This window comes from Pseudomonas jessenii (assembly GCF_002236115.1).
Lineage (GTDB): Bacteria > Pseudomonadota > Gammaproteobacteria > Pseudomonadales > Pseudomonadaceae > Aquipseudomonas > Aquipseudomonas jessenii.
Genome location: NZ_NIWT01000001.1, coordinates 989024 through 1002057, shown reverse-complemented (window position 1 = coordinate 1002057; position 13034 = coordinate 989024). Strand labels below are relative to the sequence as shown.

The window sequence follows — 13034 nt, the reverse complement described above, 5'->3', positions numbered from 1 at the left end:
TTACTCTGTAGGAGCGAGCTTGCTCGCGATGGACGTTAACGATAACGCGAGTCTTCTGGATAAACGCGTTGCCCTCAAGTCCATCGCGAGCAAGCTCGCTCCTACAGGGTCAGAATTTGTTAAGCGGGATTTTCAGGTAGGTCACGCCGTTGTCCTCGGCCGGCGGCAAATTCCCCGCCCGCACATTCACCTGGATCGCCGGCAGCAACAGTGTCGGCATGCCCAGCCCTGCATCACGTCGTGTACGCATTTCCACGAACGCGGCTTCATCGATCCCGTCATGTACATGAATGTTGTTTTTGCGTTGTTCACCGACGGTGGTCATGCATTGGGGCGCGCGGCCATTGGGCGGGTAGTCGTGGCAGACGAACAGCCGCACGCTGGCGGGGAAGGCCAGCAGTTTGTGGATCGAGGCGAACATCTGATTGGCATTGCCGCCCGGGAAATCGCAGCGGGCGGTGCCGACGTCGGGCATGAACATCGTGTCGCCCACCAGAATCACATCGCTGTCGACCAGGTAAGCCATGTCCGCCGGAGTATGGCCGGGCACGTGCAGGGCGGTCGCCTTGAGGTTGCCGATCATGAACGATTCGTTGGGGGCGAACAGGTGATCGAACTGGGAGCCGTCGACGCGAAAGGATGGCTCCAGATTGAACAGCGTCTTGAACACGTCCTGGACCTTGCTGATCGACTCGCCAATGGCGACTTTGCCGCCAAGCTCCCTGCGCAGATACGGCGCGGCGGACAGGTGATCGGCATGGGCGTGGGTTTCCAGCAGCCATTGCACTTGCAAGTGACGGGCGCGGACGAAGGCGATGATGTTGTCGGCCTGGGTGGTTGCGGTACGCCCGGAGGCTGCGTCGTAGTCGAGCACCGGATCGACAATCGCACACTGCCCGCCATCAGCCTCATAGACCACGTAGCTGTAGGTCGAGGAGGCGGGGTCGAGGAAAGCTTCAATCAGTGCGGGCATGGACACGAACCTGTGCAGGGTTAGAAAAGTCAGACGGCGAAATTTCAGTCATGGGTTGCAACATTATATGTTTAAACATAATGTTTACAGCTTAAGTGACGTTGAAGGCATCCTGCAAATGCAATCCGGTCTGACCGAATGTGAAGTCTCCCAACTGCGCGCCTCGGCCTCCAAGGCGTGTGCGCTGCTCAAGGCCCTGGCCAATGAGGATCGCCTGTTGATCCTGTGTCAGCTGACCCAGGGCGAACGCAACGTAGGCGAGCTGGAAAAAATGACCGGCGTGCGCCAACCGACCCTGTCCCAGCAATTGGGGATCCTGCGCGATGAAGGACTGGTCGCCACCCGTCGTGAAGGCAAGTACATTTTTTACGGTCTCGCCAGTCACGAAGTGATCCAGGTGATGAAAACCCTCTCCGGGCTGTACTGCGGGGCGGTGCTCAAAAGCTGGGTTCAACCTTGATCTTATTCAACACACCGAACCTGTGGGAGCGAGCTTGCTCGCGATGGGGCCGGCACATCCAACATTAATGGCGACTGACCTGACGCCATCGCGGGCAAGCCCGCTCCCACAGGTTTTTGGTTTGACTCGTAACAATCCTTGCGTGCAGCAAAAGGAACAAGCAATGAACGATCAACACTGGGGCCCATCCATCAGTGCAGATATCGTGGTCATCGGCGGCGGCACGGCAGGCATCGGCTTTGTCGCCAGCCTGCTCAAGCGTAGCCCGCATCTGAACATCACCGTGATCGAACCCGACTCCCGGCACTACTATCAACCGGCCTGGACGCTGGTCGGCGGTGGAGCCTACAACGTGGAAAACACCGTGCGGTCCATGGCGTCGGTGATGCCGCGCGGGGCCCACTGGCTGCAGGCTGCCGTGACGGGCATCGATCCCGACAAGCGCCAACTCACCCTCGGTGACGGGCGTACGGTCGGCTATCAAAACCTGGTGGTCTGCCCCGGCCTGCGCCTGGCCTGGGAGAAAATCGAAGGCCTGGAGGACACCCTCGGCCAGCACGGCGTGACCTCCAACTACAGCTATCGGTACGCGACCTACACCTGGGACCAGGTGCAGACATTGCGCGGCGGCAAGGTGCTGTTCACCCAGCCGGCCATGCCGATCAAATGTGCCGGAGCGCCACAAAAGGCGCTGTACCTGTCCTGCGATCACTGGACCAAGAGCGGTGTGCTGAACGACATCGACGTCGAGTTCAATCTTGCGGGCGCGGCACTGTTCGGAGTGCCGACCTTTGTCCCGCCACTGATGAAGTACATCGAAAAGTACAAAGCCCGGTTGGCGTTCAACTCGAATCTGGTCAAGGTCGACGGCCCGGCGAAAACCGCGTGGTTCGACGTCAAGGATGCCGATGGCAATGTTACCCGCCAGGCAAAAACCTTTGACCTGCTGCATGTCGTGCCACCACAAGTCTCCCCGGACTTCATCGCCCAAAGTCCGCTGGCCGACGCCGCCGGCTGGTGCGAGGTCGATCCCCACACCCTTCAACATCCGCGCTATCCAGGTGTGTTCGCGCTGGGTGATATCTGCGGCACCACGAATGCAAAAACTGCTGCGGCGGTGCGCAAGCAGATCGTGGTGGTGGCCGAAAACCTGCTGGCTTTGCGCAAGCAGCAACCGCTGCCGCTGAAGTACGACGGCTATGGCTCCTGTCCGCTGACGGTGGAGAAGGGCAAGGTGATCCTTGCCGAGTTCGGGTACGCGGGCAAGTTGCTGCCGACCTTTCCCCTTGACCCGACGATCCCGCGCCGCTCGGCGTGGTGGCTGAAGGCGACACTGCTACCGTGGTTCTACTGGAACGGTATGCTCAAGGGCCGCGAGTGGCTGACACGTGTGTCCAGGGTCGACTGAGAACTCCGTATGTTGCTGGCAAGTCTGTTTGGTGTAGTGATGGGGTTGGTGCTCGGCTTGACGGGCGCCGGTGGCGGTATCCTTGCGGTCCCGGCCCTGGTGTTGGGGTTGGGGTGGAGCATGACCCAGGCCGCTCCGGTGGCGTTGTTCGCGGTAGGCAGTGCGGCAGCGGTCGGTGCCATCGACGGCTTGCGCCATGGCCTGGTGCGTTATCGCGCAGCGCTGCTGATCGCGGCATTGGGTGCGGTGTTTTCGCCGATAGGCATCTACTTTGCCCATCAGTTGCCGGAAAAAATCCTGATGATCCTGTTCAGCCTGCTGATGGTCATGGTGGCCGGGCGGATGTTGCGCCGCGAGCGCAAGGACGAGGGTCCCAGCGACCATGGTCAGGCCAACTGGGGCCAGAAGAACTGCATGCTCGATCAACAGACCGGGCGCTTTTCCTGGACCGCCAAATGCACCGCGACCCTCGCCGCGCTCGGGGCAGTAACCGGCGTGGTCTCTGGATTGCTGGGGGTGGGCGGCGGCTTTCTGATTGTCCCGGCCTTCAAGCAACTGACCGACGTGCAGATGCGCGGGATCATCGCCACGTCGCTGATGGTGATCAGCCTGATTTCCGGCATCGGCGTGATCGGCGCGTTCCATGCCGGGGTGCGCATCGACGATTCGGGTATTGCCTTCATCGTCTCCAGCATCGTCGGCATGATCATCGGCCGCAAGCTCTGCGCCCGGGTGCCGGCGAGGGCGTTGCAGGTCGGATTCGCCAGCATCTGCGTCGTGGTCGCCGCCTACATGCTGTTCAGGGCCAACGCCTGACCGGTACCGGTTCCTGTGGATGCCAGTGGGGTCCACAGGCCTACACCCTTAGTGGCGAGCCTCACCGACACGCGGTCTTACGCCATAGTGGTCACACACCGCCAGCCAATCCAAAGCACCTGAAAACCAGCCCCAAGGCAGCGTATGGCGCCGCCCGTCAGGTTTCGATAATCGCCTCCGACACTCAGTCCCCCGTTTCGGAGCGCGCCATGCACAACAATAAGAACGTCACGCATCGTTTTCTGCCTGCCTTCATCGCCAGCCTGTCCGCCCTTGGCCTGAGCCCGCTGGTCGAGGCGGATATCATGCTGTACGACAAGGACCAGACCACGTTCTCCACCGACGGCTACATCAACGCCTTCTACGTGAACAGCGATGTCGATCGCGCCGGCGATCAGTTCGACCGTCGACAGTCGCGGGTCAAGATGGGGTTCCTGCCCAACTACCTGGGGTTCAACATGGGCAAGCAGGTAGACGACCTCAAGCTCGGCGCCCGTGCCTCGTTCTGGGTCACCATCAACGACAGCGAAACCAACGGCACCGACACCGCCATCGATGTGCGGCAGTTCTTCGGCACCGTGGCCAACCCGGAGTGGGGCGAGGTGCTGATCGGCAAGGACTTCGGGCTGTTCGCCCGTTCCAACATCCTGCTCGACGAAATGCTCGCCGGTTATGGTCAGGTCAGCGATACGCTGGGGCTGGTGGATGGCGGCGGGGTGTCGTTCGGCAACATCGGCACCGGTTATCCGTATCCGTTCCCGACCTCGCAGATAACCTATCGCACCCCGGTGATGGACGGTCTGCGCGTGGCGGTCGGCATCATGGACCCGGTGGACACCAATGACAGCAGCCCGACGGGCAAGGCCTATCAGGAAAACCCGCGTACCGAGAGCGAAGTCACCTATCAATTCGACCTGGCGGGGGCAAAGATCTACAGCTGGGTCAACGGCAGCTACCAGACCTCGGACAACACTGATTCCACGGTCGAGACCGTCACCTCCAAGGGTGTCGGTTATGGCGTGCAGGCGAAGATGGGCGGTTTGTCCCTCACCGGCTCCGGTTTCCAGGCCAAGGGCATCAACCCGTTTTTCACCAACAATGCCGGCGAGCCGACCCTGCGCAATGTCGACAGCGACGGCTACCTGATGCAGGGCTCCTACAAACTGGGCAAGAACCGCCTGGCCTTGTCCTATGGCAAGACCAATGACGATGGCAACGGCGTGGTCGGCAGCGGCGCGGACTACGAGACCCGCGGCATCGCGTTGTTCCATGACGTGAACGACAACCTCAAGCTGGTGGCCGAGTACAACCAGTTCGAAATCAATGGCCACGACACCGACGAGCAGAACGAAGACACCGACACCTTTGCCGTGGGTGCGGTGCTGACCTGGTAACCCCGGGAGGTGGCCCTGGCCGTGCGCATCGCGGCGAGGGTCGCCAACCGTCTCATCCCATCGAAGCGGCTACCCGCTACCCAAGTAGCATTCGTCGCACCTCACAGACTTCGTACACTCGTGCCTCATACACACGCACCTGCCGGAGGTGACGATGCAGTCGGTCCAGAACGAAGGAATCGTCAGTGCGATGTCCCAGGCCACCGATGCCCGGCAGGTCGCGCAGGAACTGGCACGACAGTTGTTGCATCCGCACCTGGGGTTCGTGCTGTTCTTCTGTTCCGCCGAGTACGACTTGCAGGCGCTGGGCCAGGCCTTGCAGCAAAGCTTCGGCGGCATTCGCCTGGCGGGCTGCACCAGCGCCGGGGAAATCACCCCGCTGGGCTACGGACGCAATTGCGTGACGGCGGTGGGTTTCGATCATCGGCACTTTTCCATCGCGATCGAGCTGATCGACCAGATGGAGCACTTCAGCCTGATCGACGCCCAGCAAATGGTCGAGCGCCTGGTCAGTGGCTGTCGCAGCAACACCCTGGCCCCGATCAAGGGCAACAGCTTTGCCCTGACCTTGCTCGATGGCCTGTCCAGCCGTGAAGAAATGGTCCTGGCGGCCTTGAGCGCGGCATTGGGCGACATTCCGCATTTCGGCGGCTCGGCCGGCGACGATAACTACCTGACCCATACCCATGTGTACTTCGATGGCGAGTTCCACAGCGGCGCGGCCGTGGTGGTGCTGGTCAATACCTGGCTGGATTTCGAAGTGTTCACCACCCACCACGTGCTGCCCCGCGCCGAAAAGCTGGTGGTCACCGGGGCCGACAGCACTTTGCGCCGGGTCTTCGAACTCAATGCCGAGCCGGCCGCCGCCGAGTACGCCCGGCACATCGGCGTGCCGGTGGCGCAACTCGATCACCGGGTCTTCGCCGCGCACCCGTTGGCAGTGCGGATCAATCAGCAGTACTACGTGCGGGCCATCCAGCAGGTGCATCCGGACCTGAGCCTGAGCTTCTACTGCGCCGTGGAAAACGGCATCGTCCTCACCGCCATGACTCCGGGGCCGATGCTGCCGAACCTGCAAAGCCTGTTCGAGGGTTTGCAGGAGCGCCTGGGTGATTTGCTGCTGACCATCGGTTGCGACTGTTTCCTGCGGCGTCTGGAACTCGAAGACGACGGCAGTCTTGATCAGATCGGCACGTTTTTGCGTGAGCAACGGGTGATGGGTTTCAACACCTACGGAGAACAGTTCAATGGCATGCACATCAACCAGACCTTCACCGGCGTTGCCATTGCCCGTGGCCGCGCCCCAGGACATCGCTGAGCTGCAGGCCGAGCTGGCCAGGCTGCGCCTGGAAAACCATAAACTGCAGCGCATCAATGGTGCGCTGATCGAACGGGTCGAGTCCGGGGTGACCCGCGGCAACGATCCGTACGCGGCATTCCAGCATTCGGTGGTGCTGGCCGAGCAGGTGCGCGAACGCACCGATGCCCTGAACCAGGCCATGGCCGAACTCAAGGCCGGTAATCATTTGCTCAGCGAAGCCCGCCTGCGCGCGGAAACGGCGCATCAACACCTGATCGATGCCATCGAAAGCATTTCCGACGCCTTCGTCCTGTTCGACGCCGAGCAGCGCATCGTGCTGTTCAACAGTCGGTTCAAGGCGTTCTGGAGCAACAGCCGGGTGCGGATCAATGCCGGCATGCGCCTGACCGAGGTCAAGCGGCTGATGATGAACAACGGCCTGTTCACCGAAGAGCCACGCGGGCATGCCGACGAAAACCTGCTTTACCGCCTGCAGAACGGGCGCTGGCTGCAAGTCAGCGAGCGGCCGACCCAGGAAGGGGGGCGGGTGATTCTGTTCACCGACATTACCGACGTCAAACTCAGCGAAACCGTACGCCGGGAGCAGGCGGTGGCGCAGAAGTCGCATCTGCTTCAACGGGCGGTCGACAACCTGTCCCAAGGGGTGGCGATGGTCAGCGCCGAGGGCATTCTGGAGTTGTGGAACCGGCGTTTCCTGGAGTTGAGCGGCCTGGCGCCCGTGGCGGCCCATCGCCCGTTTGCCGAAGTAATCGCCGACAGCGAGTTGAACCTGCTGACCCCGGCCAGTCGCGATGGCAACGGACGACCGGTACGCGAATGCGAGCAGCGTCTGTACGATGGCCGGGTCCTGGAAATCCGCACCCATGCATTGCCCGCCGGCGGTTTCGTCAACACCTTCACCGACATTACCGAACGCTACCAGCACGCCGAGGCGCTGAGTGAAAGCGAACACTGGATTCGCCTGATCACCGATCACGTACCTGCATTGATTGCCTACCTCAATGCCGACCTGGTCTACGAGTTCACCAACAAGGTCTACGAAGAATGGTACTGCTGGCCCCGCGGCGTGATGCTCGGCCAGAGCCTGCGCGAAGTGCACAGCGAACAGCATTACCAGCGGCTGGAGTCCTACGTGGCCAGGGCGCTGGCCGGCGAGAGCGTGACGTTCGAGTTCGCCGAAACCAACGTCAACAATCAGGAGCGCTACATGCTGCGCTCCTATGTGCCCAACCGACTGGCCAGTGGCGAGGTGGTGGGGATTTTCGTGCTGATCCGCGACATTACCGAACGCCGGCGCACCGCCGAGGCGTTGCATCAGGCTTATCAGAACCTTGAGCTGCGGGTACGCGAGCGCACGGCGGAATTGACTACCCTCAATGACCAACTGCTGCGCGAGATCGATGAGCGTCGCCTGGTCGAGTCACGCTTGCGCGAGGCCAAGCAGGAAGCTGAGCAGGCCAACCTGTCGAAGACCAAGTTCCTCGCCGCCGTCAGCCATGACCTGCTGCAACCGTTGAATGCCGCTCGGCTGTTTACCAGTGCCTTGCTGGAGCGGCGCGAGCCGATGTCCAGCGAAGTTCTGGTGCGCAACGTGAGCAATTCCCTGGAAGACGTGGAGAACCTGCTCGGCACCCTGGTGGATATTTCCAAGCTCGATGCGGGGGTGATCAAAGCCGACATTGCGCCGTTCGCCCTCAGTGAACTGCTGGACAACCTGGCCGCCGAATACACCCAGGTGGCGCGCAGTGAAGGCCTGCAACTGCACTTCATCGGCTGTTCGGCGCTGGTGCGCAGTGACATCCAGCTGCTCGCCCGGATTCTGCGCAACCTGCTGAGCAATGCGATCCGCTATACCTACAGGGGTCGCGTGGTGCTCGGTTGCCGGCGGCATCATCAGTGCCTGACGATCGAAGTCTGGGACAGCGGCATGGGCATTGCCGAGCATCGCCTGGAGGAGATTTTCCAGGAGTTCAAGCGCGGTGATGTGCAGCGACCCGATCAGGATCGCGGCCTGGGCCTGGGCCTGGCGATTGTCGAGAAGATTGCCGGCATCCTCGGGCATCGCATTCATGTGCGCTCGTGGCCGGGCCGGGGCTCGATGTTCTCGGTCGAAGTACCGCTGAGCGCCACCGCGCCGAAACCGCCGCCGACGTTGCAGATGAGCGAGCCAATGCTTGAGCGCCTGCGCGGTGCGCGGATATGGGTGCTGGACAATGACGCGACCATCTGTGCCGGCATGCGCACCTTGCTGGAGGGGTGGGGGTGTCGGGTGGTGACGGCGCTGTCGGAGGAGGACCTGGCGCGGCAAGTGGACAATTACCACGCCGAGGCCGACCTGCTGATTGCCGATTACCACCTGGACAACGATCGCAACGGTGTCGACGCCGTGGCCCGGATCAATGCCCGGCGCGCGTCACCGGTCCCGGCGATGATGATCACGGCCAACTACAGCAATGAACTCAAGCAGCAGATCCGCGAACTGGGTCACACCCTGATGCACAAGCCGGTGCGGCCGATGAAGCTGAAGACGGCGATGAGTCATTTGCTCGGCAGGCCTTGAGATCCCGGCGTTTTTGCCACCGCTATCGCGAGCAAGCTCGCTCCCACAGGGACAGCATCGTACCTGTGGGAGCGAGCTTGCTCGCGATGAGAGCGACGCGCTCTTGACTCAGCGCCGCAGATAAGACCCGAAATCAATATCCCCGGCACTCAGGATCGCCTGCACCCGGTTGTGCACGTTGAGCTTGCGCAGGATCGCCGAGACATGGGCCTTGACCGTGGTCTCGGCAATTTCCAGGGTGTAGGCGATCTGCTTGTTCGATTCGCCCTTGGTCATGCGTTCCAGCACCTGCAGTTGTTTGCGGGTCAGGGCCTGGAGCAGTTCAGGCGGGAAGCCCGGGGTGTCGTTCATCCGCCGGTGGGTGCTGCTTTTGGCGGTGCGGATGATGTCCGGAGGCAGGTAGACATTGCCATTGAGAATCTGCTGGATGGCATCGGTCATCTGGGTACGGGGTGAAGACTTGGTGATGAAACCCACCGCACCGTAGGTGATGGCTTGCAGCACGATCTGTTTGTCCTGCTCGGCGGAGACAATCACCACCGGAATGGTCGGCGCTTCGTTACGCAGGTTGATCAGGCCATTGAGCCCGTGCATGCCGGGCATGTTCAGGTCGAGCAGGATCAGGTCCAGGTCATCGTGTTCCTGAGTCAGCGCCAGGGCGCTGTCCAGGTCGGCGGTTTCCATCACTTCGGTGCCGGCAAAACCGTCGCTGATGACGTTGTGAATGGCTTCGCGAAACAGCGGGTGATCGTCGGCAATCAGGATTTTGTACATGGCCTTTCACCTCATTATTTTGATTATGGTGTGGCAACTACACGCACGCGTAAAGCTCAGGGAAAGGGTTCGGGGCTGGCTGGCGAAACCGGCAGATTGGCCGCTTGCCAGGCGTCCAGGCCATCGCGATACCAATACAGAGTCTTATAGCCCATGGTGGCTGCGCGTTTGACTGCATTCCAGCTCAACCAGCAGTCGGAGCGGCAGTAGAAGACCAGCGGTCGCGTCGGGTCGCCGCCAGTCAGTGATTTCAGGTTGCGGGAAAAGTAATCCTGCCAGGCTGGCGTCAGGTCACCGTCACCGGTATTGGCCAGCCAATGGCTGCCGGGCAGGTTTTCATGGGGCTGGTCTTCGATGAACTGCCCTTGCAGCCACTGACGGCGGTAGACATCGATCAGCACCGGGCGCGGGGTTTGGCCGAGCAGGGTTTGCAGGGCGGGGGTGTCGATGATGGTTGCGCCTTGCAGTTGCTCCGGCGTCGGGCTGCGGTACAGGCCGATGCGATAGCCGTCGGTGGAGAACAGCGCCGTGTCGGCCTGCGCGGTGCTCAGCAGCAGGCCCAGCGACAGGGCGGCGAGAGTAGGGCGCAACAGGCAACGTCGGGCTCGCGGCATGGGTTCGGTCCTTATAGTTATGGACCTATTACATGCCAGTCGGGGGGCGTTGGGAATGCGACGATAGACAGGAAAACCAGTACTAAAGTAGTAATTTCACGCTGTTCAATGAAGATCCCCCCTGTGGGAGCGGGCTTGCTCGCGAAAGCGTTGTGTCAGTCAACTTATTTATTGAATTTGCCGCAGCCTTCGCGAGCAAGCCCGCTCCCACAGTTGACCTGTGTAGTCAGTTGGTTTTGCGCAAGGCCGCATGCTGCGGGTTGAAGGTCAGCACGGCGAGCAGCGCGAACAGCAGCGTCAAACCCGCACACACCGCCAGCGCCAGCGGATTGAAGCGTTCATACAGGGCGAAGCGCACCAGTTCCACCGCATGGGTAAAGGGATTCACCGCGCACAGCCAATACAGCCACTGGCTGGCCTCGCGCATCTTCCATAGCGGATACAGCGCCGATGACAGGAAAAACAGCGGGAAGATCACGAAGTTCATCACCCCGGCAAAGTTCTCCAGCTGGCGGATCGCGTTCGACAGCAACAGGCCCAGTGCGCTGAGCATCAACGCCACCAGCAACAGGGCCGGCAACGCCAGCAACAGGCCCATGGCCGGTGGCCGCACGCCGTAGACCCAGGCAATCGCCAGGAACGCATACACCTGCAACAACGAAATCAGCGACGTGGCCACCAGTTTGCTGCACAGCAGAAAGGTTCGGGGCAGGGGGCTGGTCAGCAGCACGCGCATGCTGCCCATCTCGCGGTCGTAGACCATCGACAGTGACCCCTGCATGCCGTTGAACAGCAGGATCATGCAGGCCAGCCCGGGAATGATGTAGACCTCGTACGGTATGTAGGTGTCGTAGGGCTCGATGATCGCGATCCCCAGCGCCGCGCGAAAGCCGGCGGCGAACACCAGCAGCCACAGCAGCGGCCGCACCAGGGCGCTCAGAAATCGGGTGCGTTGCAGCACAAAGCGCAGCCATTCGCGCAGCACGATACCGCGCAAGCATTGCCAGTAAGCGTTCATTGGACAACCCCTGATGTCGTAAGGCGAGTGAAGGCCGAACCGAGATCGCCGCCGTGCTCCAGGCTCAGGGTGTCGGCCTGCCCACTGGCCACCAACCGGCCTTGATGCAGGATCAGCAAGTCATCGCTGGGCTGTACTTCGTCGAGCAGGTGGGTGGTCCAGAGCACGCTGATGTGCTCGTCGCGACACAGGCTGCGGATGTGCCGGTTGAGCGCCAGGCGACTCGCCGGGTCGAGGCCGGCACTGGCTTCATCGAGCAGCAGCAGGCGCGGCTCATGCAGCAGGGCGCGGGCAATTTCCACCCGGCGACGATGGCCGCCATTGAGTTCGCGCACCCGTTCGCGGCGACGGTCGGTCAGGGCCTGACGGGCCAGTTCGGCGTCGACCCGAAGGTCGGTCTGACGCCGGGACAGGCCATGCAATGTCGCGTGATAACGCAGGTTCTGCTCGACGCTGAGGTCCAGGTCCAGGGTGCTTTGTTGGAACACCACGCCCAATTGCCTGAGTGCAGGGCGTGCCGCGCTGCGCAATGAACAGCCACCGACGCGGATCTCGCCGTGCTGCAGATCATAGAGCCGGGTAAGCAGGGCAATCAGGGTCGACTTGCCGGCGCCGTTGGGCCCCAGCAGCGCGGCGAAACGCCCGGGTTCCAGGCTGAAACTCACCTTGCGCAAGGCCTCCCGGGAGCCGTAGGCAAAGCTCAGGTCGCTGACTTCAAGGGCGTTCATGGCGTCACCACCACGCCCCAGGGATAGCGCCCGACCTTCACCGATTTGCTGACCTTGAGGCTGTCGACATCGATCACCGAGACATCGCCGCTGACGCCGTTGGTGGCCAGCAGTTGCTTCTGATCCGGGGTGAACGCCATCTGCCAGACCCGTCGACCCACCAGCAGGTAATCGAGAATCTCGAAAGTCTTGGCATCGATCACCGCCACATGATTGGCCGGGCCCAGTGCGACGAAACCGTACTTGCCATCGGCGCTGAGCTTGATGCCGACCGGCTGGACCTTGTCCGGGTGCACGCCCTTGATCTGGAAGTTAAGGGTCTTGAGCACGGTGCGGCTGGCCACATCGAGAATGGTCACGGTGCCGCCGATTTCCGCCGAGGCCCAAAGCTTCGCGCCATCGGGGGAGAACTCGACGAAGCGCGGGCGCTGGTCCACCAGGGTGCTGTCGGCCAGGGTCTGGGTGCTGGTGTCGATCCAGTGCAGCATGTTGGTGGTTTCGCTGGTGTTGACCGCCCACTTGCCGTCGGGGCTGACGGCCATACCCTCGGGCTCGACGCCGACGTTGATCTGGCCGAGTACCTTGGAGGTCTCCGTGTCGATCACCGTGACCAGCGCATCGTCTTCGTTGGAGACGTACAACCAGCGATTGTTGGGGTGCAGGGCGAATTGTTCAGGGTCTTTGCCCGAGGGCAGCTCCTTGATGATCTTGCGCGTGGCCACGTCCATCACTTGGACCCGGTCCGAGTCGCTGGCGCAGATGTACAACAACTTGTTGTCATGGGACAGCAGCAGGCCGCGAGGGCGCTGGCCGACGGGCAGGGTGTCGGTGACTTGCAGGGTCTGCATGTCGATCAGGCTCAGGTTGTTGTCCTTTTCGTTGGAGACCCAGGCAGTGCTGGCAACGGCATTGCCAGCGGCGAGCAGCAAGGTGCAAGAGAGCAGGGTGCGGCGCATGGCGGATTCCTT

General features: G+C 61.8%; 12 protein-coding genes. 6 read left to right on the top strand and 6 right to left on the bottom strand.

The window, feature by feature from the left end; genetic code table 11:
- Positions 1-109 precede the first annotated feature (109 nt).
- Positions 110-973, bottom strand: a complete 864-nt coding sequence (locus PSJE_RS04480) for an MBL fold metallo-hydrolase (protein WP_090454957.1) — start codon at positions 971-973, stop codon at positions 110-112.
- A gap of 118 nt (positions 974-1091) precedes the next feature.
- On the opposite strand from PSJE_RS04480, the gene PSJE_RS04475 reads away from it, so the two are divergent.
- From PSJE_RS04475 to nahK, 6 genes are all read left to right on the top strand, one after another.
- Positions 1092-1433 carry an ArsR/SmtB family transcription factor gene (locus tag PSJE_RS04475; protein ID WP_057715210.1) on the top strand — a complete coding sequence of 114 codons (342 nt, stop codon included), beginning with the start codon at positions 1092-1094 and terminating at the stop codon, positions 1431-1433.
- 163 nt (positions 1434-1596) lie between these two features.
- Complete coding sequence (locus PSJE_RS04470) at positions 1597-2841, top strand: FAD/NAD(P)-binding oxidoreductase (RefSeq protein ID WP_090454958.1); 1245 nt, start codon at positions 1597-1599, stop codon at positions 2839-2841.
- 9 nt (positions 2842-2850) lie between these two features.
- Positions 2851-3657, top strand: coding sequence for a sulfite exporter TauE/SafE family protein (locus PSJE_RS04465; protein WP_090454959.1), 807 nt, complete (start codon positions 2851-2853; stop codon positions 3655-3657).
- Positions 3658-3866: 209 nt separating this feature from the next.
- Positions 3867-5051, top strand: coding sequence for a porin (locus PSJE_RS04460; RefSeq protein ID WP_090454960.1), 1185 nt, complete (start codon positions 3867-3869; stop codon positions 5049-5051).
- Between the two features lie 154 nt (positions 5052-5205).
- A complete protein-coding gene (gene nosP, locus PSJE_RS04455; RefSeq protein WP_090454961.1) occupies positions 5206-6369 on the top strand; it encodes a nitric oxide-sensing protein NosP in 1164 nt (387 codons plus the stop codon).
- Positions 6338-8932 carry a hybrid sensor histidine kinase/response regulator NahK/ErcS' gene (nahK, locus tag PSJE_RS04450; protein ID WP_191622219.1) on the top strand — a complete coding sequence of 865 codons (2595 nt, stop codon included), beginning with the start codon at positions 6338-6340 and terminating at the stop codon, positions 8930-8932. The genes nosP and nahK overlap by 32 nt, the downstream gene beginning before the upstream one ends.
- Before the next feature lie 108 nt (positions 8933-9040).
- Here nahK and PSJE_RS04445 read toward each other — a convergent pair whose 3' ends face one another.
- From PSJE_RS04445 to PSJE_RS04425, 5 genes are all read right to left on the bottom strand, one after another.
- Positions 9041-9706 carry a response regulator transcription factor gene (locus PSJE_RS04445; protein ID WP_057715204.1) on the bottom strand — a complete coding sequence of 222 codons (666 nt, stop codon included), beginning with the start codon at positions 9704-9706 and terminating at the stop codon, positions 9041-9043.
- A 56-nt stretch (positions 9707-9762) separates the two neighbouring features.
- Positions 9763-10320 (bottom strand): PQQ-dependent catabolism-associated CXXCW motif protein, encoded by a 558-nt coding sequence (locus PSJE_RS04440; RefSeq protein WP_057715203.1) that lies wholly within the window; start codon positions 10318-10320, stop codon positions 9763-9765.
- A gap of 226 nt (positions 10321-10546) precedes the next feature.
- Entirely contained in the window at positions 10547-11338 is a 792-nt protein-coding gene (locus PSJE_RS04435; protein WP_090454963.1) for an ABC transporter permease, read from the bottom strand.
- Positions 11335-12066: an ABC transporter ATP-binding protein gene (locus PSJE_RS04430; protein ID WP_090454964.1), complete on the bottom strand. Its 732-nt coding sequence runs from the start codon at positions 12064-12066 to the stop codon at positions 11335-11337. Before PSJE_RS04430 ends, PSJE_RS04435 begins: the two co-directional genes overlap by 4 nt.
- Positions 12063-13022 (bottom strand): YVTN family beta-propeller repeat protein, encoded by a 960-nt coding sequence (locus PSJE_RS04425; protein WP_090454965.1) that lies wholly within the window; start codon positions 13020-13022, stop codon positions 12063-12065. The genes PSJE_RS04430 and PSJE_RS04425 overlap by 4 nt, the downstream gene beginning before the upstream one ends.
- Positions 13023-13034 lie beyond the last annotated feature (12 nt).